Genomic DNA, 23730 nt, shown 5'->3' with positions numbered 1-23730 from the left:
ATGATATCTCCCAGCTTCAGTTCATGCTGGATAAAGCATCCGGATATGGTTATAAGAAGATCGGATTCATTCTGGACAGGGGATATTTCAGCTGCGAGAATATACAATATATGGATAAATGTGGGTATAGTTTTGTTATCATGGTGAAAGGGATGTCTGCCCTTGTGAATGAACTGATCCTGGAAAATAAAGGGACATTTGAAAATAAGCGGGTGAACAATATCTATGAATATGGAGTTTACGGAAAGACAATACGGCACAAACTGTATGCAAGTGATAAAAAAGAGCGTTATTTTCATCTGTATCATAGTATTTCCAAAGAAAGCGCAGAACGGATAGAGATTGAAAACCGGATCAACCAGATGACGCAGTATCTGAAAAAGTACCAGAATAAAGTAAAGGAATTCGGTCCTGGATTTGAGAAGTATTTTAACCTTCATTATGATGAAAAGAGCCAGGCTTTTATACTACCGGAAGAACGGTGCAGTGTGGTAGAAAGAGAACTGGATCTGGCAGGATATTTTTGTATCGTTACATCGGAAAAGATGAGTGCGAAGGAAGCAATCGAACTGTATAAGAGCAGGGATGTATCGGAGAAACTATTCCGCGGAGACAAATCATATCTGGGGAATAAGAGCATCCGGGTGTATTCAGAAGAATCAGCAAGAGCGAAGATATTTGTTGAATTTGTAGCCATGATAGTGCGCTGCAAGATGTATATAAAACTAAAAGAAGAAATGAAAAAACTGGATAAGAAACTGAACTATATGACTGTACCGGCGGCAATAAAAGAGCTGGAAAAAATAGAAATGGTACGTCAGTTAGACAATATATACCGTCTGGATCATGCAGTAACAGCGGATCAGAAAGTAATATTGAAAGCCTTTGGACTGGATGCGAATAGTATAAAATACTTTGCGTCAGAGCTGAGTAAGGAACTGAAAGAAGCAGAATAAGGAAGGAAAATAAAGATGGCAAGAACAAGAAAAACAAGTAAGGAAGCATTGGAAGAAAAGATTAAAAAAGCAGAGGCTGATGTGATCGCAGCGAAGAAAAAGTATGACCAGGCAACAGCAAATCTGAAAGAACTGTTAGACAAGCGGGATGCCATAAGAAAAGAAGAGATCCTGTCAGCAGTTGTAAAAAGTGGGCGGTCATATGAGGAGATCATGAACTTTTCGAATGCAGGATCAGATGGAGAAAAGACGGAAAAATAGAATTATTTTGAGTCGCAGATATAGCGACACTTGATTTAGGCGGAAAAAAACTGGAAGTTCACAGTAGTGCAATAGCCCTTGTAATAATATGTCGAATATGCTATAATGTCAAAAAATACGCTTATTAATATATGCTTGGAAGGGAGGGCATCTATATGAAGACAGCAGAGACAATCAATATCGCTTGTTCTGAGCTGGGAACCACAAAAGCGGAGCTTGCTAAGAGAATGGGAATGTTACCATCTTCTTTATATAGAAAGCTCGCCCGGGAGAGTATGACTTTTGAAGAATTCCAGAAATGCCTGGATGTACTGGGTGTCACAATCACCTTTGATCTGCAATATCCGGACGGCAAAGTCCGAAGCTCACAGGCAAATTATGAGCGGCTCCTTAAAAAAATAGATCTGCTGGAAAAGGAGCTGGAAGCGGCAAGAAAAGCTGCGGAATTCCACAAAAGATCCTTGCAGGATTTGCGTACAGAACTGAACAGCGCGGTGGGATATACCGAGCTGGGCGGCAGACACGGCTCCAAAGCGGAGGAATATCTGCAGAAGATTCAGTTGGTTCTGACCAGTATGGAATCCACCATCGCCTACGCCCTTGGAGAACCGCTGGACGACGAGCCGGAGGCAGAGAATCCGGAGGACATCCAGGCATTAAAGGGCAAGCGGGTGCTCCTTGTGGATGATAACGCGCTGAATCGTGAGATTATGCGGGAAGTTCTCATGGGTCATGGCCTGATCGTGGAGGAAGGCGTCAACGGAAGCGAAGCGGTTGCCGCCGTGAAAGCCAACGAGCCGGGTTACTATCATTTTATATTGATGGATATTGAGATGCCGGTGATGGACGGTTATGAGGCAACCGTAAAGATCCGAAAGCTCCCGAACCGAATCCGGGCAAACATTCCCATTATCGCCCTTACGGCAAACGCAGTTGCTAAGAATCGGGAACGGGCGGCTGTAATCGGGATGGATGATTTCCTTGTAAAGCCCACAAATTCCGCCCGCCTGCTGAGAAGTTTGGCAAAATTCCAATGACAACTGCATCCTGTATACAGCATTTTGAGTCGTCAGCAGGATGATTTGCAGTTGCTGTGGCTCTGAATAAAAAGAACCAACGTAGAAGGAGAAATAAAATGAAAAGATTTGTCGCTTTATTGCTTGTTGTTGTTATGGCAGCAGCTCTTTTTGCCGGCTGTACCGGTCAGAAAAAGGACGATAGAATTTCCATCAGCCTGTACGCGTGGGACAGATCCATGTTTAAGGAACTGACCCCCTGGCTGGAGGAGAAGTTCCCTGAGATTAACTTCACCTTTATCCAGAGCTTCAACACCATGGAATACTACAAGGATCTGATGGCACGCGGAGAGGCTATGCCGGATATCATCACCTGCCGCCGGTTCTCCCTGAACGACGCGGCACCCCTGACTGAGTATCTGATGGATCTGAGCAAATCCGAAGTAGCCGGCACCTTCTACTCCAGCTATCTGGAGGTCAATCGGGAAAGCAGCGGCGCCATCCGTTGGCTGCCTATGTGCGCCGAGGTGGACAGCATTATGGCCAACAAGGATTTGTTCGACCAGTATAACATCCCCCTGCCCACCAATTATTCCGAGTTCGTAGCAGCTATCGATGCCTTCGAAGCCGTTGGCATCAAGGGCTTCCAGACCGACTGGATTTATGACTATTCCTGTCTGGAGACTATGCAGGGCTGCGCCATTCCTGAGTTGATGAGTCTGGAAGGCACCCGGTGGCGTATGGAATACGAAAGTGAAACAGAGGATAACCAGGTTGGTTTGGACGACACCGTCTGGCCCAAGGTCTTTGAAAAGTACGAGCAGTTTCTGAAGGATGTCCGCTTCCAGCCCGGCGATGAGGAGCTGACGTTTTCCGTTACAATGGAACCGTATTATCAGGGAATGACCGCTATGATCCGCAACACAGCGGCTCTGGCGGACAACATTACGGTGGAGATGGGTATCAACAGTGTGATTCTGCCCTATTTTGGGCAGACCAGCGAGGACAACTGGCTGCTGACCTATCCTATGTGTCAGGTTGCCGTCTCCAAGCAGGTGGAGGAGGATGAAGCCAAGCGGGAAGCTGTGATGGAGGTTCTGATGGCTATGTTCAGCGAGGAAGGCCAGAAGCACGTTGCCGCCGGCACCTCGGTACTGTCCTACAACAAGGAAGTGAACATCACCCCCACCGACTCCCTGCGGTATGTGCAGGACTGCATCAACAGCAACCACCTGTATATGCGTCTGGCCTCCACCGAGGTGTTCGGCATCTCTCAGGACGTAGGTCACAAGATGATGACCGGCGAGTATGACGCCAAGGCCGCTTACGACGCCTTCAACCAGCAGATCACCCACTATGCCGATCCGGACGCTGTGGAAGTGATGTTCACCCAGAAGACCGCCTATTCCAATGAATTTACTGAGCACGGCAGCGCTGCGGCCTCCTCCCTGATGAACACCATCCGCTCCTCCATGGAGGCGGACCTGGCCATCGGCTATTCCCCCACGGTCAGCACCTCAATCTACGCCGGGGACTACACCCTGCAGCAGGCCAAGTGGGTGCTGACCGCCCGGAACTCCATCTATCAGGGGGAATACACCGGCGAGGAAGTCTGGCGGTTCATGGACTGGCTGGTGAATGTGAAGGAGGACGGCTCCAACCCCATCCAGCACCGCAATCTGATGCCCGTCACCAGCGGTATGGAGTACACCGTTACCGAGTATGAGCGAGGCAAGTTCCGTCTGGAGGAAGTGACCGTGAACGGTCAGCCTCTGGACAAAAACTGCACCTACACCCTGCTGCTGGTGGGTGCGGACACCTTCCTAGAGCACGAGACCTTCTGCAACTGTCCTATGCCCGAGGATCTGAAGGCGAAGCGCGAGGCCTATCTGGTAAGTGATTTCTCCAGTCAGGAATGTATGCAGGAGGCGCTGGAGAAGACCGGGCAGTTCCTGGCTCCGTCGGAGTATGTGACCATTCTTCAGGGTAAATAAGAAACCAGAATAATTTCGAAAGGAGGGCTGTGCCGTGAAAAAACGTTGGATCGCTTTGCTGCTGGTGCTTGTATTGGTAGCAGGGGTAATCCGGGCGGGTTCTGCCTACTTTAACTTTGTGGCGCAGACAATTTTTGACGAGAGCACCGCCCACCTGACGGAGATTTTTCATCAAGCAAACCAGCAATTATATAATCTGGTTTCCGTCAACTGGAGCCGGATGCGGATGTGGGCGCCCTATATTGAAAAAACGCAGAGCGACGAGGAAATTGTCGCCTATGTGAACCAGGCCCGTGAGGAAAGCCATTTCACCAACTTCTATTTCATCTCCCGGGACGGCAAATACATCACGCTGTCAGAGGGCAGGGGTTATCTGGATCTGCGGGAGCAGCTTCCCAACCTGATACTGGATGATCAGCCCATCGTCGTCAACTCCGTTGTCCCGGACAAGCCGGAGATTATGGTGTTTGCCATTCCCACCGAGCGGGGCAGCTTCCGGGGCTTTGATTACGAGGCCATCGCCATTACCTATAACAATTCGGATATAGTGGAGGCATTGAAGATCTCAGCTTTTAACGGTCAAGCCAGCACCTATGCGGTTCTGCCCGACGGACGCATTGCCGTGGACAACAGCAGCGAGGCTATGGACAGCGTCCACAATCTCTTTGTTCTGCTGGAGGAATCGAAAAGTCTGACCGACGATCAGATCACTGCCTTACAGCAGGATTTCCTGTCCGGCAATTCCGGTTCGCTGCTGTTCAAAATCAACGGCGTCTCCAATTATCTGGTGTATGAGTCCGCCAATTTTCAAAACTGGACTGTTGTGGGTATTGTGCCGGCCGATGTGGTCAACTCCAGTATGAACGAGCTTCAGACCACCACGATAACCGTGGTCTCGGCAATTACCATTGCTATGGCTGTTATGCTTCTGCTGCTGGTGATTATACAAAACCGGCAGAAGCTGAAGCAGAAAGATAAAGCGCTGCTTGCCCGTGACGAGCTGTTCTCCAAGCTGTCCGTCAATGTGGATGATGTTTTCCTGATGGTGGACGCGAAGGATCTCCGTGTGGAATATGTAAGCCCCAACATTGAGAAGCTGGTGGGTATTTCGGAGCAGCAGGTCTTCGACGACATCCACGAGATCGAACATCTGCTCCAGACAGATGAATCGGAGCACATTCTGGATCAGTTGTCCGATATTCTGCCCGGCGAACAGCGTCTGTGGGATCGGGAATATATTCATCAAATAACCGGCGAAGAGCTGTGGTTCCGGGTAGCCGCGTTCTGTACGGATATACAGGGAGAGGCGAAATACATTCTGGATTTATCCGACCGCACCAAGGACAAGAAGATCAATCAGAAGCTTGCGGATGCCGTCCATACCGCGGAAAACGCCAACGCCGCAAAAAGCATCTTCCTGAGCAATATGTCCCACGACATCCGGACACCCATGAACGCCATCATCGGCTTTACCAACATTGCGCTGAAGCAGAATCCCAAGCCCGAGGTCAAAGCCTGTCTGGATAAGATCAGTGACAGCTCTGAGCATTTGCTTGCGCTGATCAATGATGTGCTGGATATCAGCCGGATCGAAAGTGGTAAGGTTCAATACACACCCACACCGGTTGATATTGCTGAAGTATCGGAATCTGTGCTTACCATCATGTACGGCTACCTGTCCAATCGTGATATCACCTTCCAAACCGAATTGGGGCAGCCGCAAATGCGCTATGTACTGACTGATGCCGTTCGGGTTCGTGAGGTGCTTGTAAACATTCTTGGCAATGCTGTGAAGTTTACAAACGATGGGGGCACCGTCATCTATGCGGTCAGTTACCATCCCGGAGAAGATGAGCACTTCATCCGGGTGCGATATCGGATTTCCGACACCGGTATTGGTATGTCTGAAGAATTTGTTGATTACATCTTTGACGAGTTTTCTCAGGAGGAGCATGGTGCACGGACGCAGTATAAGGGTACCGGTTTAGGTATGGCCATCACAAAGCGGTATGTAGACCTGATGGGTGGAACGATTAGCGTGGAGAGCAAGAAGGGCGTTGGTTCAACCTTTACGGTTGAGCTGCCTATGGAGATCGCGGATTCCTGTGAAGGAAAGAAGACCGATTTTGCTGTTGGCAAAGTGGACTTACATGGTTTGAAGGTTCTTTTGGCCGAAGACAATGACCTTAATGCAGAGATCGCAATTGTTCAGCTGGAAGAACTGGGAATGCATATTACCAGGGCTGTCGATGGTGAAGAAGCAGTCAGATGCTTTGCTGAAAATCCACAAGGTACATTTGATATCATTCTTATGGATGTGATGATGCCGAAGATGAATGGTTATGAAGCAACAAAAGCCATCCGAAGTATACAAAATCGTCCGGATGCCGCTGAAATCCCGATCATTGCCATGACGGCCAACGCCTTTGCCGAGGATGTGCAGGCATCTTTGGATGCAGGCATGAATGGACATTTGTCAAAGCCCATCGTCATAGACGAGGTTGTGAAAGCCATTGCACGGAATCTGAACCGCTGAGCGACGATATATTCCATAGGTATGTGCAGACAAATAAAGGGGCTGTAAAGAAACAGCCTGCGATAAACGGAGGATTCCGGGAATGGGGTCTTCCGTTGACATTTTCTGAGTATTTTGCCTATGGAATACTTTTTGCGGGGGAAAATGGGCATACCAACCACATCCACAGGAAATTGTGGTTTTCCTGTGGATATTTTTCAGGCTTTCTTATGCCGTTTTTTGCATGGCCGGCTTGCCCCGCAAGGGACGAGGCGCTGGCATTTGCTTTCAATTTTACTATGAATGCGGAGTCTTCATAGTGAAAGCCTTCATCCGAATTGATGAAAGCTTTCAAAAAGAATCAGGATAGCACTGTGAAGTGAGGCTGCCGGAGCATTGTCAGCGCGGCACACGAAAATACGGCAGGAAAGAAGCTTCGTATCCTTGCGGGTTGGTCGCATAATTCCCCTTTTCCTGCAAACAATACCACTGGAAACGCGACACAAGGAGTGGAAAAGATATGAAAGCTACAGGAATTGTCAGATGTGTGGACGATTAGGTTATAATAGGAGCAAGGTCAGAAAGCCTTGAAAACACTGGTGTTTCGCTGATTTTGTCCAACTTCACGAGCAAAGTGAAAGCAAGCTGTATGACTGCGGTGAGCTGCAACCGCGCTCGGAGAAAGACTAACTATTAAAAGTCAAGTCTGAAATAAGTGGATCGGCAAAAGGTTTAGACGGTTCAAAAAGGGTATAGCAAAGCTGACGTCCGTCGGACGCCTGCCGAAATTATGAGAGTGAATCTTATGTAGCGCTGTTGTAAGGTTGCCTGGATTTTTCCATGGCGTAGATCAAGCGGACTAACTTCTTAGCAGCATGGGAGAGTGCGACGTTGTAATGCTTGCCCTCGGCTCGCTTCTTGGCCAGATAAGCAGAGAAGGTCGGATCCCAAAGGCAGACATACTTGGTTGCATTGTAGAGCGCATAGCGCAAGTATCTGGAGCCTCGCTTTTCCATGTGCGAATATGCAGACAACGAAAGCCGTCCAGACTGGTAAGTGGATGGTGACATTCCGGCATAGGCAAGGATTTTGTCCGGCGAATCAAAACGAGAGAAGTCACCGATTTCGGCGAGAATCATCGCTCCCATACGCAATCCAATTCTGGGAATTGTTGTAATGGGTGAATGCATTTCTTCCATAATGTTTTGGATGGCAGTTGCTGTACTTTGTCAATTGGATGATGGACAACATGTGAAAAACATCTATTGGAACTATCATTGCTATTCTGCTGAAATCGTCTGGGAAGATGATGACACGGTCATCATTAACGGAGTTCTATTTGAAAATGTTGAAAAAGATATTTACGATTTCAGAAGAGATAAATAATAAGACGCAGGTAATAGGCTGATATGTTCCCTCATACACAGAGGTATGATTTGTTCCCGTGTACTATGGACATTCAAGCCATTGCCTCGACCCAGGTGGAGACGGTAGTTTTGATGTCAAGGGTAAAATAGGCAAAGGCAGAAATGTCTGGAAATTAAGGGCTTTAAGACCAATGGTAGTAATTTGAAGTGCTGCTGTTGGTCTTTTTCTTTTGCCTTGCCACGAACATATCTGTTCAAAGAAGTTCCTGTTGATTTGAATTTCTCAATAGAATCTTTTAATCTTAAAACGCCACTGTTTTTTGCGAATGCAGAGAAAATTGTAAACTTTGTATAGCCATTTTCTAATTCTGAAATTAGAATGTCACCTAGTTGACCTTGAAAAGGTTGATTAATGATTGACATAATATTCCTCTCTTATAATATGATAAAAAAATTATATCACATAAGATCTTGAGTGGATACATTTTTTGTTTGCTATTATCGCTGATTTGTATAGTAAACATCCAGTAATTCTTCCATTGCCGCAGGCAATCTGGAATGAATTTTGGCTACGTTACTGAGAACGGAGTGAACAGTAACGTAGCTCCCGGCAGCAGGATGGGAATTGTAAAAAACTACTTGATAAACAATAATCAATATGATAGAATATGAACATTCTCCGCGAGGGAGTAATCGGCATATTCTAGAGAATATGTAGTATTATCGACATAATGGTGCAATGCGCACCCGGTATTACAGTAAACGATGAGACTCATGGACAGTTAGAACAACTGTCTGTGTGTCTCTTTTTTTATGTCACAGGAAATTACTCCGTAATGTTCCAGGGACATAAAAAAGCCCTCCGGGCAGGATTCTTTCCTGTGCCGCGGCAGAAATTCTATAAAAATATTTTACACAGATAAAGGAGAGAAAAAGACATGAATATTTTTGAACTGTTTATATTGGCAATCGGGCTGTCCATGGATGCATTTGCGGTATCCATCTGTAAAGGACTTTCCCTTGGCAAAATCAAAGTAAAACATATGTGCATCGCAGGTGCATGGTTCGGCGGATTTCAGGCATTAATGCCTCTTATTGGATACTTCGGAGGACGATTCTTCGCAGACAAAGTAACCCGCTACAGCCATTGGGTAGCATTTGTACTTCTGTTATTTATCGGAATCAGCATGATCAAAGAATCCAGAGAAGAAGAACATGTCAATGCAGATATGGATGTCAAATGCATGCTTTTACTTGCAGTCGCAACCAGCATTGATGCACTTGCAGTAGGCGTAACATTCGCATTTCTCAAAGTAGCAATCGTCCCTGCTGTTTCCTTCATTGGAATAGTAACCTTCGTCTGTTCAGCCGCAGGCGTCAAGATTGGAAGCCTCTTTGGAATGAAATACAAATCCAAAGCAGAACTATGCGGTGGAATCATACTCATTCTTATTGGAGTGAAAATCCTGCTGGAGGGACTTGGGATTATTTAGAAAAGAACAATAAAAATTACAAATCCCCAACCAAACGTGCTATAATACCAATATCAATAAGAACACAAAATTCAATCAAAAATTGAACACATATCAGGGAGGTTTCTATTATGAAAAAAGCAAAATCCGCAGCCGCACTTTTATGCAGCGCATGCCTGGTACTTTCAGGAACAGCAGTACCGACAATGGCAGATTCCATGAAAGTGGTAACACTGGGAGCAGATCTTTCCCAGGACCAGAAGAATACAATGATGAAATACTTTAACGTAGACAGCAGTCAGGTACAGATTCTTACCGTCACAAACCAGGATGAAAGAGATCACTTAAGTGCCTATGTACCAATCGAACAGATCGGAACCAGAACAGTAAGCTGCGCATACGTAAAACCAACCCAGTCCGGCGGAATCAAAGTAAGAACAGCCAACCTTAACTGGGTAACCTGTAACATGATTGCTACTTCACTTTCTACATCAGGAGTAAAGAACTGTGAAGTAGTTGCAGCCTGCCCGTTCGAAGTATCCGGTACAGGTGCGCTGACCGGTATCCAGATGGCATATGAGACAGCTACAGGCGAACAGCTTGACAGCACGAAGAAAGAACTTGCAACAGAGGAAATGGTAGTAACAGGAAGTCTTGCAGATGAAGTCGGTAAGAATGATGCAACAACTGTTATGAACAATTCCAAGATGCAGGTTATCAAGGATAACGTTCAGAATGCAGATGAGATTTACAATATCGTAGTAAATGTTGCACAGCAGAACAATGTAAATCTGGATTCTGACCAGATCAATAAGATCGTAGAGCTTCTGGAGCAGATTGCACAGCAGGATTATAATTATGATGATGTAAAAGCAACTCTGGAACAGGTAGACCAGAATACATCCGGTGACAGTGGTGAACTCGGTGACATTGCTGACGAAGAAGACGACACTGTTAATGCAGGTGATACAGCAGATGGCGACGATATTCTCAACAGCGTTGATAATAGTGCTCTGGGAGGAGATATCGTAGAGAGTTCTACAGAGAATCCATCACTGGAACAGGAGTCTGGTCTGGTTGAGGATAACAGCAGTGATCAGGATGATGAAATGAATTCTACAGATATGCCGGAGGAAACAGCTGGTGACGAGACAACAGATGACAGCACACTTGGCAATATAGATGAAGAAGCGGATCAAACAGAGGTTGTTGAGAATGGAACTACAACAGATGAACTTGACACTTCTTCATTAACAGAGGATCAGCTGACATTATTTAATAAAGCTGAGAATTTCTGTAAAGGAGAATACGAGGGCGATACAGCTGCTCTTACAACAGCTATGGAAGATGAGACAGCAACCGCATCTGTAGTTCTTGACGCTGAAAATGGTGCAACACTTTCCAAAGATGTAGAGAAAGCATACCTGCAGATTCTTACTGAGGGAACAGATTCCTATCAGGCAGATGGAACTGAAATTTACATGAGCACAGAACTCAATATGGTGGATAAATCCATGAAAGAGATCTTTGGATTAAGCGCAGATACACAGGCAAGCCCGGAGCTTAGCGAACTTTCTGATGAAGACAGACAGACTTTATATAATGAGACAATGAAATTCTTCGAGAAACTCTACGGTGAGAGCAGCGAAACCTATAATACAGATGAGGCAGAGACAGCTGAAACCGCAGACACAGAGAACAGCGAAGATTATGCAGAATAATCGAAAAGACCAGGAATGTAAGCAGAACCAGGATGGTGCTATGCAGGGGACGTTTCTGATACGGAAAGCAGACGAAGCAGATGTTGTCGGAATTATGAAAGTTATGAATGAAGCACAGGGCGATAAAGAACATCCAGACTGGTTTGTAGCTGATAATGAAGATTATATCCGTGCGCATCTGAAAGAGCATGGTTTTGTAGTTGTAGCAGAATCTTCAGAAGAAGAGATAGCAGGATTCTTTCTTATTAAATATCCTGAAAATAAGGAAGATAATCTGGGGACTTATCTCGATTTTGATGAAGAACAGCTTGCACATGTAGCAGTCATGGATTCAGCAGTTGTAGGAAATGCATACAGAGGCAATGGGCTGCAGGGACGGATGCTCGATGTAGCAGAGAATTTCCTAAATTTGGAAGAATACTATTATCTGATGTGTACGATACATCCTGATAATCAGTTCAGCAGACATAACATGGAGAACCATGGATATGAAGTAAAGAAGATTGAACTCTGCTATGGTGGACTTCCAAGATGTATACTTCTGAAAAATGCAAAAAAAATCTGAAAAAACACTAAAAATAAAAGAAACAAACAGAAAACAGCCAGTGAAATTTTTGTGATTTCGCTGGCTGCTTTCCGTTATATGTGGAAAAAATAAAATGAATGTGATAGAATGGGTGATTAGAAATAGAAAATTTACTGCATATATAGCAGTGTCAACAAAGAGATATCAGGTTCAAAAACTTTGGCGCATGAGCTTGAACAGCTTTTTGAATTTGATATCATGAAATGTGATGAAAACATAACGAGGAGGAAGATAAATGGGTATAGCAGTTGTAACCCTGAAAAAAGGTGAGGGACGACTTCTGAAATCCGGTGGAATGTGGATTTTTGATAATGAAATAGATTCAATCATGGGAAGCTTTGAGAACGGAGACATAGTTCTTGTCCATGATTTTGACGGATATCCGATGGGAAGAGGATTTATTAATACGAATTCTAAGATTACAGTACGTCTGATGACCAGAGATGAGAATGTTGAAATCAATGAAGAACTTCTGGAGAAGCGCGTACGTGATGCATGGGAATATCGTAAAAAAGTGGTAGATATAAGCAGCTGTCGTCTGATTTTTGCAGAGGCAGATTTTCTTCCGGGACTTGTTGTGGATAAGTTTTCTGACGTGCTTGTTGTCCAGTCACTGGCGCTTGGAATCGACCGTTTCAAAGAGACGATCGTGGAGCTTATTAAGAAAGTTCTTGCGGAAGATGGAATTACGATTCGTGGTGTTTACGAGAGAAGTGATGTAAAGGTCCGTAAACAGGAAGGCATGGAACTGGTGAAAGGCTTCATCGGACCGGAATTCCCGACACTAGTACAGATTGAAGAAAACGGCGTAAAATACGAAGTAGATGTCAAAGACGGACAGAAAACAGGCTTCTTCCTTGATCAGAAATATAACAGACTTGCAATTCAGAAATTATGTAAGGGCGCGAAAGTCCTGGACTGCTTCACACATACAGGCTCCTTTGCTCTGAATGCGGGAATCGCAGGTGCTGACAGTGTAACCGGTGTGGATGCATCTCAGCTTGCGGTAGATCAGGCGACAGCCAATGCCGCATTAAACGGCTTATCTGACAAAGTGAAATTTATCTGCGAGGATGTATTTGAGCTTCTTCCTGAACTGGAACAGAAAGGTGAGAAATTTGACGTTGTGATTCTGGATCCTCCGGCATTTACCAAGTCAAGAAACTCAATCAAGAATGCAGTAAAAGGATATAGAGAAATCAATCTGCGTGCTATGAAACTGGTCAAAGACGGAGGATTTCTGGCAACCTGTTCATGCTCTCATTTTATGGATTACGAGTTATTCACCAGAACAATCGGACAGGCAGCAAAGAATGTACATAAGAGACTGCGCCAGGTAGAATACAGAACCCAGGCACCGGATCACCCGATTCTCTGGGCAGCAGATGAGTCTTACTATTTAAAATTTTATATTTTCCAGGTTTGCAATGACAGGTAATAGAAAGAGAGGACATTATTATGAGTTTTAAAGAAGTAAAAGCAGAAGAACTGACTATGAATCCATTTACTAAGATTGGAAAAGAATGGCTGCTGATCACAGCTGGAAATGAAGAAAAATGCAACACCATGACAGCCAGCTGGGGCGCAATGGGTGTTATGTGGGGAAAGAATGCAGTAACTGTATACATCCGTCCACAGAGATATACAAAGGAATTCGTAGACAGAGAAGATACATTTACGATTTCCGTGCTGAGAGAAGAGTATCGCAAAGCATTAAATTATTGTGGCAAGGTTTCCGGAAAAGGTGTGGATAAGATCAAAGACGCAGGTCTGACTCCATATTTCACAGATGGAACAGCAGGAATTGAGGAAGCAGATATGATCATGGTCTGCAAGAAAATGTATCATGATGAGATTAAACCGGAGTGTTTTGACGCACCGGAAAATGACGGCAAATGGTATCCTCAGAAAGATTATCATACCATGTATATCGCAGAAATCGTGAAAGTTCTCGTGAGGGAATAAAAGAGGTAATCTATGAAAGATAAATTAAATAAATTTATGCAGGGACGTTATGGAGTAGATCAGTTCGCAAGATTTACTCTTGGAGTGGCACTTTTTGTTATTGTGATAGGATCTTTTCTCAGAAGAAATGTAGCAGGCGGCATTTTAGATACATTGGGATTTATTCTTATTATCTATACATATTTCAGAATTTTTTCCAGAAATGTCTCTGCCCGTTATGCGGAAAATCAGAAATATCTGGGTTATACGCAGAAAGTCCGCAGCCAGTTTGCCAGAGAGAAGAATATGATGGAACAGAGAAAGACACATCATATCTATACCTGCCCGGGCTGTGGACAGAAAATCCGTATTCCGAGAGGAAAAGGACAGAAAGTAGAAATTGAATGCCCGAAGTGCCATGCAAAATTTATAAAAAGACGCTAGAACGCCATCGAACCAGTACGATTATTCGCTGTACTAGAACCCCGGCGAAGCATAAGCGGGAGAAAACTTTGAATAATCAAATAGAGTGCTAAATGTAATGGAGGAATTATGTTTGGATATGTAGTAATGAATAAGCCGGAAATAAAGTTTAAGGATTTCGACCTTTACCGTTCCTTTTACTGCGGTCTGTGCAGAGAATTGAAAGACAAATATGGAATATCCGGACAGATTTCTCTGACTTATGATATGACGTTTGTTGTAATTTTGCTGAGTGCTCTTTATGAGCCGCCAACCCGGAAAGGAACAACCAGATGCATCATTCATCCGGTACGAAAACAGTCGGTCAGAAGAAATGCAGTGACCGGATATGCGGCAGATATGAATGTACTTCTTACCTATCATAAATGCCGGGATGACTGGGAAGATGAGAAGAAAGCGATGGCCCTTGGGTATTCAAAAGTTCTACAGGGAAAAGTCCGGAAGCTGGATAAGAAATATCCGGAGAAATCACGCCGGATACAGGAACTTCTAAAAGAGCTTTCTGAAATGGAAAAAGCTGGCGAACATGATATTGACAAGATGTCAGGTTGCTTTGGCAGGATCATGGAAGAAATTTTTGCATGGAAACAGGATGTGTGGGAGAATTCGCTGCGGAGAATGGGATTTTTTCTCGGCAAATTCATCTATCTTCTGGATGCATATGATGATGTGGAAGAGGATATAAAAAATAAAAATTACAATCCTTTTTCAGAACAATATATAATGGAAGGGTTTGATGAGCAGGTACGGCAGATTCTGATCATGATGATGTCACAGACTTGCAGGGAGTTCGAGAAACTTCCTATTATAAAATATACCGATATTTTGAGAAATATTCTCTACTCTGGAGTGTGGGTGCGCTTTGAGGCGGTTCAAAAACAGAGAAAAGAATCAGGGGAGAAAAAGAATGATTGATCCGTACAGTATACTTGGGATATCCAGGGATGCATCCGATGATGAGGTAAAGAAAGCATACCGTAAGCTGAGCAGAAAATATCATCCCGATGCCAATATAGACAATCCAAATAAAGAGCAGGCGGAGGAAAAATTCAAACAGGTTCAGCAGGCTTATGAACAGATCATGAAAGAAAGAGAGCAGGGAACTGGCTACGGAAATTACGGGGACTATAATTATGGAGGCTTTTCCGGTCAGACAGATTCCGGCTATCAGGATGAGGAGAGCATCCGCAGACAGGCAGCAGCCAATTATATTCAGAGTGGACATTACCGTGAAGCTATGAATGTACTGCAGTCACTTCAGCAGAAGAATGGACAGTGGTATTATCTTTCTGCTATGGCAAATATGGGACTTGGAAATAATGTAAATGCTCTGAACGATATTAAAGAAGCAGTTCGTTTAGAGCCGGATAATGTACAATACCGGATGCTGCAACAGCAGATGGAAGGCGGCGGAACCTGGTACCAGGAAATGCAGAATCCTTTTGGAGGCATGCCGACAGGCGGCGATGACTATTGTATGAAACTTTGCCTGGCAAATCTGGCATGCAGCTTATGCTGTCCGGGTGGCGGCGTGTTTTGCTGTTAAAAAAAATCAGTTAGTAATTGACAACTAAAAGTGAAAATATTACTATATTAAAGTGATTTGATATCTACGAATTGAAGTTCGAAAGTCTTATTGTGCAGGTACGAACGACTTTCTGACCTTTTGACTCTGATATCATAATAAAGAATACAGGAGGAAATCAATAATGAGTATTCGTATTGGTATTTTAGGCTACGGTAATCTTGGCCGTGGTGTAGAGTGTGCAATTAAACATAATCCAGATACAGAGCTGGTGGCAGTATTTACACGTCGTGATCCGAAAACAGTTAAGATCCTTACAGAGACTGCTACAGTATATTCTGTAAATGATGCTGAGAAAATGAAAGACAAGATCGATGTACTGATCATCTGTGGAGGAAGTGCAACAGACCTTCCGAAACAGACACCAGAATATGCAAAGATGTTCAACGTAATTGACAGCTTTGACACACATGCAAGAATTCCGGAGCATTTTGATACAGTAGATGCTGCCGCAAAAGAAAGCGGACATGTTGGAATCATTTCTGTAGGCTGGGATCCGGGAATGTTCTCACTGAACCGTCTCTATGCAAATGCAATCCTTACCAACGGTAAAGACTATACATTCTGGGGCAAAGGTGTAAGCCAGGGACACTCAGATGCTGTACGTCGTATCAAAGGTGTAAAAGATGCAAAACAGTATACAATCCCTGTAGAAGCAGCACTGGAAGCTGTAAGAAACGGAGAGAATCCAGATCTTACAACCAGACAGAAGCATACAAGAGAATGCTTCGTAGTTGCAGAAGAAGGCGCAGACCTTGCACAGATCGAGAATGACATCAAGACTATGCCGAACTATTTCGCAGACTATGACACAACTGTACATTTTATCAGTGAAGAGGAACTGAAACGTGACCATAGCGGCATTCCACATGGTGGATTCGTGATCCGTTCCGGAAAAACAGGCTGGAATGATGAGAATAACCATGTAATCGAATACAGCCTGAAACTGGATTCCAATCCGGAATTTACATCTTCTGTACTTGTTGCATATGCAAGAGCTGCATATCGCATGAATAAAGAAGGACAGACTGGTGCGAAGACGGTATTCGATGTAGCGCCAGCTTATCTGTGTGCTGCTGACGGAGCTGAATTAAGAAAACACTTACTGTAATTTGGATGCGTTACTGAGAACAGGGGAAACAGCAACGTAATTTGCAATCAGATTAACTGAATAATCAGAGAATCGCTGATTGATACAGGACGATATATAATGATACTGTACAATTGGCTGTGTTACTAAAAACAGAAAAAAGAGACAGGGTTTTTGTGGACTTTGTCTCTTTTTTGTGGATTGAAATGTGAAAAATTGGTGAATGTTTAACATAATTTTACTTGTCTGTTGACTGAATATTGAAAGTGTAATATAATATAGTCATAGAAACGTAACAACATTGTAAAAAACTTTGTTGAAGTTCAGAGCGTATCTGAGAGGTATAAGAGATATAGAGAGTATCCATGCGATACTGCAGACTGTACTTTTCAGACACGCTCTGATAATGAAAAGAAGAAAAGGAAGGTATGTATGCAAAACGTAAACAGGAAACTTAAAATCTGGGGGGTACTTCTGTTTCTGCTGTTTTTTGCCACAGGAATTTCAATGTATTTTACTGCGGCGAATGTACATGCTGAAACGAAAACCGGTTTTGTAACTATTAACGGGAAATCATACTACATAAACGAAGACGGATCTAAGCAGAAAGGCTGGCTTGAACTCAATGGTAAGAAGTATTACTTTAATGCAACGACAGGCGTTCAGGTAAAAGGTTGGGCAACTGACAGTAAAGGTAGAAAGAGGTATTTCAGCAAGAATGCCGGAGTTATGTTGACCGGCTGGCTTACTGATTCAAAGGATCAGAAGAGATATTTTAATCCATCTACAGGATTCATGCAGACAAAATGGCTGACACTGAATGGCAAGAAATATTATTTCTATAGCAACAGTGGTGTAGCTGCCTGCAAAACATTCCTTACAGACAGTAAAAATAATACGAGATATTTTACAAGTGCATGTTATATGCTTACCGGATGGACTAAGAACTCAAATAATGAGTACAGATATTTCGAAACAGAAGACGGAATCATGGCAAAAGGATTCCAGACGATTGATGGAAAGAAATATTACTTCAGTACAGGCAGCGGTAAGATGGCTGTAGGCTGGACAACTATCAGCGGAAACAAATATTATTTTGATAAAGAAACCGGTGTAATGGCCACTGGTGATGTGACTATTGATGGCACTAAGTATCATTTTACTTCTGATGGTGTATTAAATAATACAACAACTCCTACAGGATCAAAGACGATTAAGAATTATCTTGCCGGTGCATTACAGCCGGTTGGACAGGCTCTGTATGTATGGGGCGGCGGCTGGAATGATTCCACAAGAAAAGGAACAAGCCAGACAATGACTGATTTCTATAACAGCCAGAGCAGCAGTTATGATTATAATAATTATCGAGACCTTAGTACTGCAAACCGTGCAAAGGGATTTGACTGTTCAGGATTTGTAGGATGGGCGGCATATCAGGTAATGCAGAGTAAATCAGGTGTCGGAAGCGGATACACAGTTGTTTCCGGCGAGGTTGGTTCTTATTATAAATCTATGGGTTGGGGAAGTATCCTCACTCAGGCAAATCTGGCAAGTGATGACTGGACGGTATATCCTGGTGATGTTGGATATGACAGTGGTCATACATGGATCATTCTCGGACAGTGTAAGGATAAGAGTGCGGTGATCGTACACTCTACACCGAATGCAGGTGTTCAGATCGCGGGTACACCAACACCGTCAGGTGATTATTCAAGCCAGGCAATTACATTGGCACAGAAATATATGTCAAGATATCCTGGATTTACGAAATATGCTTATCATACTTCATCAGGTAACTACATCAGAAGGGGTAATTATCTGAGATGGAACAGAAGTACACTTTCAGATCCGGATGGTTATCTGAATATGACAGCAGATCAGATTCTCGCAGATCTGTTTAGCTAAAAATGAAATAAAAAAGCAGCTTTCATGAGGAAGGCTGCTTTTTTATTTACTGTAAATATGAAATTAGGATTGGTCACTTGCTTTTAAATATTACAGAAGCACAATGAAATATGTTTGAATTGTGTGAAAAACTAATAAGAATCACAAAAAAATTACCAAATGTTACAGAAATATAAAATTTGTTGTAAATAACCCTTGCGTTTCTAAATGCGATATGTTAATATGTATAAGAATTAACTTAGATATTACAAAAGGATTACGAGATAGAAAGAAAATGTTACGAGGGTGAGAATTCATGAAGAAAAGAATTGTATGTCTTACATTAGCACTGCTTATGACAGCAACACAGGTAGTCAGTGTAAGCGCTTCAAGAGAGGATGAATTAAGAGAAGAGCAGGCGATTACAAGCCAGCAGCTTGATGCAACTTATTCCAGAATGGATGAGCTGGCATATGCGAAATCACAGCTTGAGAATGAGATTTCCGAACTGGATTCCAATCTTGTAAGTGTTATGATTTCTATTGATACTCTTAAAGGAGATATCGATAATAAAGAAGTAGATATTATCAGAACAAAACAGGATCTGGCGAAAGCTCAGAAGGCAAGAGATAAACAGTATGAGAGTATGAAGAAACGTATCCAGTGCTTATATGAACAGGGCGGAGATACAGCATGGTTCCAGATGATGCTTAATTCAGATGATCTCAGCGAGCTTCTTACACGTGCTGAGAACACGCAGCAGATGTATGAACAGGACAGAAAGAACCTTGATAAATATGTAAATACGATCAATGAAGTGAATAATCTTAAGACACAGTATGAATCTGATAAGGCAGAGCTGGAGGAGATGAAGGCTTCTTATGAAGAACAGTCTTATAATCTTCAGTGTCAGATCGATGCGAAGAAAGCTGAATCTGCAGATTATGAAAATGAAATTGCCTATGCACAGCAGCAGGCTACAGAATATGCAAACCTGTTAGCAGAACAGACAGCTGAAATCCAGAGACTGGAAGCTGAGAGAATTGCAGCAGAAGAAGAGGCAAGACGTCAGGCTGAGGAAGAAGCTGCAAGACAGGCCGCAGAGGAAGCAGCTGCTGCAGAAGCCGCTGAACAGGAGCAGGAATCTGAATCAGAAGATAATGTGGAATATGACGAAGACGGAAATGTAATAGAGAACTCAGATGATGAGAGTGAAGAGTCCGATTCAGAAGAAGATGTAGAGTACGACGAGAACGGGGATGTTGTTGACAGTGGTACATCTTCTGATGATGTAGAGTACGATGAGTATGGCAATGTAATTGATTCTGATAATACAGTATCCGCAGATGATTACGAGAGTGAACAGTCATCTGGTTCAGACAGTTCTTCTTCCTATTCCGGATCAGGATCTTCTGTTGTAGATTATGCTACACAGTTTGTTGGTAATCCATATGTATGGGGCGGCACAAGCCTTACAAATGGAGCTGACTGTTCAGGATTTGTTCAGAGTATATATGCAAACTTTGGTGTAAGCCTTCCGAGAACTTCTTATGAACAGCAGAACGCAGGTACAGAAGTTTCTTATGCAGATGCACAGCCGGGAGATCTGATCTGCTACGGTGGACATGTTGCAATTTACATGGGTAATGGACGTATCGTTCATGCATCCAACTCCGTAGATGGTATCAAGATCAGTGATAATGCAGCATACAGAACAATCGTTTCTGTAAGAAGACTGGTGTAATGACAGAGAGTATATTGATCTGATAATACATCGGGGTAATTAAATAAGTATAAATAATTAAATACAAATAGGGGTGAAAGGGAGTACTGATAAAAGGGGTCAGTGCTCCCTTTCGTTTTCAGCGTAAGATTTTACCAATTATTAAATGGATTTTACCTTGACATAAAATTATTTGGATAGTACAGTTTAAGTAACTGTTAGATAAATTCAGCCAGATTTCAGATAAACTCAGATAAGCTGTGGGATGTCTGACTGGCATGGGAGATGGCTGATATAGCAAAGTTCAGCAAAATAAAATGAGAATATCTGATTGAAGGTTACTGCGCGTTTGATTGTGGGATAGGAGCGTGTGAACAGTAATGCCGGATATCTCAATAGATAGAAGAGAGTGAAAGCGAGGAAAGACAGATGGCAAATGACCATGTAGAACATATAAGAATTGTACAGGAAACGGTTGCCGGTAAGGAAATTACCTTTGCACATGTAATGGGTGGTCCTGCTCCGATCATATATCAGAAGCTGGGATTGAATCCGCAGGTAGATTACCGTTCCTCTGCGATTGGAATCATGAATATGACACCGCCGGAATCTGCTGTGATCGCATCAGATATTGCAGTCAAGAGTGGAAACGTTTATCTGGGATTTGCAGACCGTTTTACAGGTACGCTGATCATTACAGGAGAGATTTCTGATGTAATGTCAGCAATGACAGAGGTTGTGGATTATTTCAGAGATACATTAGGCTATGTAGTCTGTGACATTACCAAGAGATAGGAAGTGCTTTGATGGCAGGGATGACGACAAAAGAATTATTGGAGAAGCTTTATCATGAGGATTATGAGAAGCTGAAAGGAAAAAAGCTTCGCATGACCAGAGTAAGGGTTCCTGGCAAGGAGGTCTGCCTGGCACATGTGATCAATCCATCTCAGAGATGTATCTATCAGAACCTGGGACTTCATATTGGAGTTCATGAAGGCGAGGATCATACCGGGGAGGCAATAGGAATGATTCGCTTTACACCCTGGGAAGCAGTAGTTGTAGCAGCTGATGTGGCAGTAAAAAGTGCCAATGTAGAGATTGGGTTTATGGATCGTTTCAGTGGTTCTCTGATTCTTACCGGAGGGCTGACAGAGGTGCAGACGGCGGTAGAGGAAGTGGTGAGATTTTTTAAAGAGGTGTTAAAGTTTAAAACCTGTGCGATTCACAGAAGCTAGACAATCTATGCTGGGAGAGCTGAAAGGAAAAATACAAAATATGAAGAAGATATTTTTGATGGGTAGAAGCGAGGCTGGGAAAACTTCGCTTACGCAGGCTTTGAAAGGAGAAAAACTTCATTACATAAAAACACAGTATACAAATACAAATGATGATACGATTGATTCTCCGGGTGAGTATGCGGAATCTAAACATTTCAGTGTCGGGCTTGCATGCTTTTCATTTGAGGCAGATGTGATCGCTATGGTGCAGTCGGCAGATGAGCCTTTCAGCCTTTTTGGATATGGAAGTAGTTCGTTTATTCTCAGACCACTGATTGGGATTATAACAAAGATAGATTCTCCATATGCAAATGTACCGATGGTACGCCAGTGGATGATTAATGCAGGATGTGAACGTATTTTTCTGGTAAATAATGTTACCGGAGAAGGAATCGATGAGCTGAAGGAATATCTGGAGGAAGACCTTCCGCAGCTTAGTCTGGAAGAAGCGAAATACAGACAGAGCCTGGGTTTAAATGAATGGGAACCCTTGCCAGAGAATTAAATATTATTTACTTCATAAGTTGCAAGAGTAGGATGGAACTAATTCGTTATTAGAATAAGGATAAACGAAGAAATATGTTACTGTTCACTCCGTGCCCAGTAACACGCTTCGCGATGCACAGAATTTATGCTATTCGCATAAATTCGCGCGGTATGTCTCGGGATTTTGGCATTCTCATGCCAAAACACCTCGCGGGATAGTGGCGTGTGAACAGTAACAGAAATATAAAATTATATTGATAAATAGTTGACATTCTCATTACAAAGTGTTACTATACGATTAGTATAATTCCATACAGAACATATTAAGTGCTGATACTGTTTAAGAAGCAGTACAGAAAGAGGGAATCAGGTGAGAAACCTGAGCGATCCGGTCACTGTAACAGAGGAGCAAATCTCAGAATGTCCATTGTGCCATAGCATGAGAAGGAGAGAGGAGCGATGAGCCTGGAGCCAGGAAACCTGCTTGGTATGGCGAGGTTAAACTTCCGTGTAAAGTGTAACAACCAACTCCGTTGAATCCGCAGCTTCGGAGTGTTGTCTGCTTTTATTTGAAGGCAGACATTTTTTATGGAATGCGCCTGTTCTTTATGAATTATACATGATTAAATGGCAGGCGATACTACTTCGGATTTATTCGTTCCCTCCGCGCACTCATGAACGGATTTTTTCTACCCCGGGGTAGCATCGCTCCCTCTTATAATTACGTAATTTAAGAAATGCTGTAATGAATTTTTGATACTTTGTTATGCGAAGAGTGATTGATGATTCATTAGAGTATTTTTTTATATTATGAGAATTACGGGAGCTGCTTTGCAGCGGAACAATTCGTAGATATCAAGTTAGGGGCAAAATATACCGCAAAGTGGGGCGTGCAGATTGCAGGAATGATTTTTCAAACACGCTCTAACATCATAATGAGAAAGAAGGAAAAAGAAATGGAGAAACCTTATTGGGAGGGAAAAGAGTATTCTTATTTCAGCCATAAAAAATGCGAGTATTTTCCATGCCATAGGAATGCAGATCCGGATGATTTTAATTGTCTGTTCTGTTATTGTCCACTATATGCGCTGGGAGATAAATGCGGAGGGAATTTTCAATATACAGAGAATGGGATAAAGGATTGCACAAATTGTATGCTTCCACATAAAAGAAAAAGTTATGGTTATATTACGGGAAAATATCAGGAACTGTCGACGCTGATGAAGAAAATAAGAGAAAATGAGCAGACAGAGACCAAAATACCTCGAGGAATAAAATAAATTTGTGTGAAAAGCGGGAATGTGTCAGATTAGCCCAGATAAACGGGAACGATTTTTATTGTAATATACAATTAAGTTTGTTAGAATAAA

The 23730-nt window shown here is 43.1% G+C and carries 22 protein-coding genes, 3 pseudogenes and 1 riboswitch; of the genes and pseudogenes, 22 read left to right on the top strand and 3 right to left on the bottom strand.

Annotated features, from left to right (window positions below; all coding sequences use genetic code 11):
* The 5 genes from ACTNC0_RS04625 to ACTNC0_RS04605 all read left to right on the top strand — a co-directional run.
* The coding region (locus tag ACTNC0_RS04625) for an IS1634 family transposase (protein WP_441086498.1) at positions 1-956 on the top strand (956 nt) is incomplete at its 5' end.
* Positions 957-971: 15 nt separating this feature from the next.
* A complete protein-coding gene (locus tag ACTNC0_RS04620) occupies positions 972-1217 on the top strand; it encodes a hypothetical protein (RefSeq protein ID WP_441086497.1) in 246 nt (81 codons plus the stop codon).
* A gap of 155 nt (positions 1218-1372) precedes the next feature.
* The gene (locus ACTNC0_RS04615) at positions 1373-2254 is read left to right on the top strand and encodes a response regulator (RefSeq protein WP_441086496.1); all 882 of its coding nucleotides are present in this window, start codon (positions 1373-1375) and stop codon (positions 2252-2254) included.
* 98 nt (positions 2255-2352) lie between these two features.
* Entirely contained in the window at positions 2353-4227 is a 1875-nt protein-coding gene (locus ACTNC0_RS04610; protein WP_441086495.1) for a 5'-nucleotidase C-terminal domain-containing protein, read from the top strand.
* Positions 4228-4261: 34 nt separating this feature from the next.
* Complete coding sequence (locus tag ACTNC0_RS04605; protein WP_441086494.1) at positions 4262-6763, top strand: ATP-binding protein; 2502 nt, start codon at positions 4262-4264, stop codon at positions 6761-6763.
* Between the two features lie 782 nt (positions 6764-7545).
* Here the strand turns inward: ACTNC0_RS04605 and ACTNC0_RS04600 are convergent.
* Positions 7546-7953 (bottom strand): annotated as a pseudogene (locus ACTNC0_RS04600) (transposase); the annotation flags it as partial.
* Between ACTNC0_RS04600 and ACTNC0_RS04595 the strand changes: the two are divergent.
* A complete protein-coding gene (locus tag ACTNC0_RS04595) occupies positions 7919-8128 on the top strand; it encodes a DUF5412 family protein (protein ID WP_441086493.1) in 210 nt (69 codons plus the stop codon). The pseudogene ACTNC0_RS04600 and the gene ACTNC0_RS04595 overlap by 35 nt on opposite strands.
* 116 nt (positions 8129-8244) lie before the next feature.
* Here the strand turns inward: ACTNC0_RS04595 and ACTNC0_RS04590 are convergent, their stop codons facing one another.
* Positions 8245-8532: a hypothetical protein gene (locus tag ACTNC0_RS04590; RefSeq protein ID WP_441086492.1), complete on the bottom strand. Its 288-nt coding sequence runs from the start codon at positions 8530-8532 to the stop codon at positions 8245-8247.
* A gap of 515 nt (positions 8533-9047) precedes the next feature.
* On the opposite strand from ACTNC0_RS04590, the gene ACTNC0_RS04585 reads away from it, so the two are divergent.
* The 15 genes and pseudogenes from ACTNC0_RS04585 to ACTNC0_RS04515 all read left to right on the top strand — a co-directional run.
* Positions 9048-9602 (top strand): manganese efflux pump MntP, encoded by a 555-nt coding sequence (locus ACTNC0_RS04585; protein WP_441086491.1) that lies wholly within the window; start codon positions 9048-9050, stop codon positions 9600-9602.
* A 110-nt stretch (positions 9603-9712) separates the two neighbouring features.
* A complete protein-coding gene (locus tag ACTNC0_RS04580) occupies positions 9713-11302 on the top strand; it encodes a DUF1002 domain-containing protein (RefSeq protein WP_441086490.1) in 1590 nt (529 codons plus the stop codon).
* Positions 11292-11867 (top strand): N-acetyltransferase family protein, encoded by a 576-nt coding sequence (locus ACTNC0_RS04575; RefSeq protein WP_441086489.1) that lies wholly within the window; start codon positions 11292-11294, stop codon positions 11865-11867. The genes ACTNC0_RS04580 and ACTNC0_RS04575 overlap by 11 nt, the downstream gene beginning before the upstream one ends.
* A gap of 256 nt (positions 11868-12123) precedes the next feature.
* A complete protein-coding gene (locus ACTNC0_RS04570) occupies positions 12124-13326 on the top strand; it encodes a class I SAM-dependent rRNA methyltransferase (protein WP_117674424.1) in 1203 nt (400 codons plus the stop codon).
* 20 nt (positions 13327-13346) lie between these two features.
* Entirely contained in the window at positions 13347-13853 is a 507-nt protein-coding gene (locus tag ACTNC0_RS04565; protein WP_441086488.1) for a flavin reductase family protein, read from the top strand.
* 12 nt (positions 13854-13865) lie between these two features.
* Entirely contained in the window at positions 13866-14276 is a 411-nt protein-coding gene (locus tag ACTNC0_RS04560) for a hypothetical protein (RefSeq protein WP_119242483.1), read from the top strand.
* A gap of 108 nt (positions 14277-14384) precedes the next feature.
* Positions 14385-15230, top strand: a complete 846-nt coding sequence (locus ACTNC0_RS04555; protein WP_441086487.1) for a DUF5685 family protein — start codon at positions 14385-14387, stop codon at positions 15228-15230.
* Entirely contained in the window at positions 15223-15861 is a 639-nt protein-coding gene (locus ACTNC0_RS04550; protein WP_441086486.1) for a DnaJ domain-containing protein, read from the top strand. The genes ACTNC0_RS04555 and ACTNC0_RS04550 overlap by 8 nt, the downstream gene beginning before the upstream one ends.
* Before the next feature lie 163 nt (positions 15862-16024).
* Complete coding sequence (locus ACTNC0_RS04545; protein ID WP_441086485.1) at positions 16025-17011, top strand: diaminopimelate dehydrogenase; 987 nt, start codon at positions 16025-16027, stop codon at positions 17009-17011.
* 411 nt (positions 17012-17422) lie between these two features.
* Positions 17423-18895, top strand: coding sequence for an N-acetylmuramoyl-L-alanine amidase family protein (locus ACTNC0_RS04540; RefSeq protein WP_441086484.1), 1473 nt, complete (start codon positions 17423-17425; stop codon positions 18893-18895).
* Between the two features lie 295 nt (positions 18896-19190).
* On the top strand, positions 19191-20618 hold the full coding sequence (locus ACTNC0_RS04535; RefSeq protein ID WP_441086483.1) for a C40 family peptidase: 1428 nt from the start codon (positions 19191-19193) through the stop codon (positions 20616-20618).
* Positions 20619-21026: 408 nt separating this feature from the next.
* Positions 21027-21392 (top strand): BMC domain-containing protein, encoded by a 366-nt coding sequence (locus tag ACTNC0_RS04530; protein ID WP_117844608.1) that lies wholly within the window; start codon positions 21027-21029, stop codon positions 21390-21392.
* A gap of 11 nt (positions 21393-21403) precedes the next feature.
* Complete coding sequence (locus ACTNC0_RS04525; protein ID WP_441086482.1) at positions 21404-21832, top strand: BMC domain-containing protein; 429 nt, start codon at positions 21404-21406, stop codon at positions 21830-21832.
* A gap of 40 nt (positions 21833-21872) precedes the next feature.
* The gene (locus ACTNC0_RS04520; RefSeq protein WP_441086481.1) at positions 21873-22379 is read left to right on the top strand and encodes a EutP/PduV family microcompartment system protein; all 507 of its coding nucleotides are present in this window, start codon (positions 21873-21875) and stop codon (positions 22377-22379) included.
* Between the two features lie 289 nt (positions 22380-22668).
* A riboswitch (cobalamin riboswitch) is annotated at positions 22669-22862 on the top strand.
* Between the two features lie 295 nt (positions 22863-23157).
* Positions 23158-23298 (top strand): annotated as a pseudogene (locus ACTNC0_RS04515) (DUF6783 domain-containing protein); the annotation flags it as partial.
* Here ACTNC0_RS04515 and ACTNC0_RS04510 read toward each other — a convergent pair.
* Positions 23248-23364 (bottom strand): annotated as a pseudogene (locus ACTNC0_RS04510) (hypothetical protein); the annotation flags it as partial. The pseudogenes ACTNC0_RS04515 and ACTNC0_RS04510 overlap by 51 nt on opposite strands.
* Here ACTNC0_RS04510 and ACTNC0_RS04505 point away from each other — a divergent pair.
* Entirely contained in the window at positions 23317-23640 is a 324-nt protein-coding gene (locus tag ACTNC0_RS04505; protein ID WP_441086480.1) for a cysteine-rich small domain-containing protein, read from the top strand. The pseudogene ACTNC0_RS04510 and the gene ACTNC0_RS04505 sit on opposite strands and share 48 nt — an antisense overlap.
* Positions 23641-23730: the final 90 nt, after the last annotated feature.

Origin of the sequence: Blautia sp. HCP3S3_B11, assembly GCF_052064435.1 — a bacterium.
Lineage (GTDB): Bacteria > Bacillota > Clostridia > Lachnospirales > Lachnospiraceae > Blautia_A.
The sequence above is the reverse complement of the archived record's forward strand: the minus strand, read 5'-3'. Positions and strand labels throughout refer to the sequence as shown.

Coding starts and splice junctions, on each gene's coding strand:
- ACTNC0_RS04620 (WP_441086497.1), top strand. CDS start 972: ATGGCAAGAACAAGAAAAACAAGTAAGGAAGCATTGGAAGAAAAGATT.
- ACTNC0_RS04615 (WP_441086496.1), top strand. CDS start 1,373: ATGAAGACAGCAGAGACAATCAATATCGCTTGTTCTGAGCTGGGAACC.
- ACTNC0_RS04610 (WP_441086495.1), top strand. CDS start 2,353: ATGAAAAGATTTGTCGCTTTATTGCTTGTTGTTGTTATGGCAGCAGCT.
- ACTNC0_RS04595 (WP_441086493.1), top strand. CDS start 7,919: ATGGGTGAATGCATTTCTTCCATAATGTTTTGGATGGCAGTTGCTGTA.
- ACTNC0_RS04590 (WP_441086492.1), bottom strand. CDS start 8,532: ATGTCAATCATTAATCAACCTTTTCAAGGTCAACTAGGTGACATTCTA.
- ACTNC0_RS04585 (WP_441086491.1), top strand. CDS start 9,048: ATGAATATTTTTGAACTGTTTATATTGGCAATCGGGCTGTCCATGGAT.
- ACTNC0_RS04580 (WP_441086490.1), top strand. CDS start 9,713: ATGAAAAAAGCAAAATCCGCAGCCGCACTTTTATGCAGCGCATGCCTG.
- ACTNC0_RS04575 (WP_441086489.1), top strand. CDS start 11,292: ATGCAGAATAATCGAAAAGACCAGGAATGTAAGCAGAACCAGGATGGT.
- ACTNC0_RS04570 (WP_117674424.1), top strand. CDS start 12,124: ATGGGTATAGCAGTTGTAACCCTGAAAAAAGGTGAGGGACGACTTCTG.
- ACTNC0_RS04565 (WP_441086488.1), top strand. CDS start 13,347: ATGAGTTTTAAAGAAGTAAAAGCAGAAGAACTGACTATGAATCCATTT.
- ACTNC0_RS04560 (WP_119242483.1), top strand. CDS start 13,866: ATGAAAGATAAATTAAATAAATTTATGCAGGGACGTTATGGAGTAGAT.
- ACTNC0_RS04555 (WP_441086487.1), top strand. CDS start 14,385: ATGTTTGGATATGTAGTAATGAATAAGCCGGAAATAAAGTTTAAGGAT.
- ACTNC0_RS04550 (WP_441086486.1), top strand. CDS start 15,223: ATGATTGATCCGTACAGTATACTTGGGATATCCAGGGATGCATCCGAT.
- ACTNC0_RS04545 (WP_441086485.1), top strand. CDS start 16,025: ATGAGTATTCGTATTGGTATTTTAGGCTACGGTAATCTTGGCCGTGGT.
- ACTNC0_RS04540 (WP_441086484.1), top strand. CDS start 17,423: ATGCAAAACGTAAACAGGAAACTTAAAATCTGGGGGGTACTTCTGTTT.
- ACTNC0_RS04535 (WP_441086483.1), top strand. CDS start 19,191: ATGAAGAAAAGAATTGTATGTCTTACATTAGCACTGCTTATGACAGCA.
- ACTNC0_RS04530 (WP_117844608.1), top strand. CDS start 21,027: ATGGCAAATGACCATGTAGAACATATAAGAATTGTACAGGAAACGGTT.
- ACTNC0_RS04525 (WP_441086482.1), top strand. CDS start 21,404: ATGGCAGGGATGACGACAAAAGAATTATTGGAGAAGCTTTATCATGAG.
- ACTNC0_RS04520 (WP_441086481.1), top strand. CDS start 21,873: ATGAAGAAGATATTTTTGATGGGTAGAAGCGAGGCTGGGAAAACTTCG.
- ACTNC0_RS04505 (WP_441086480.1), top strand. CDS start 23,317: ATGGAGAAACCTTATTGGGAGGGAAAAGAGTATTCTTATTTCAGCCAT.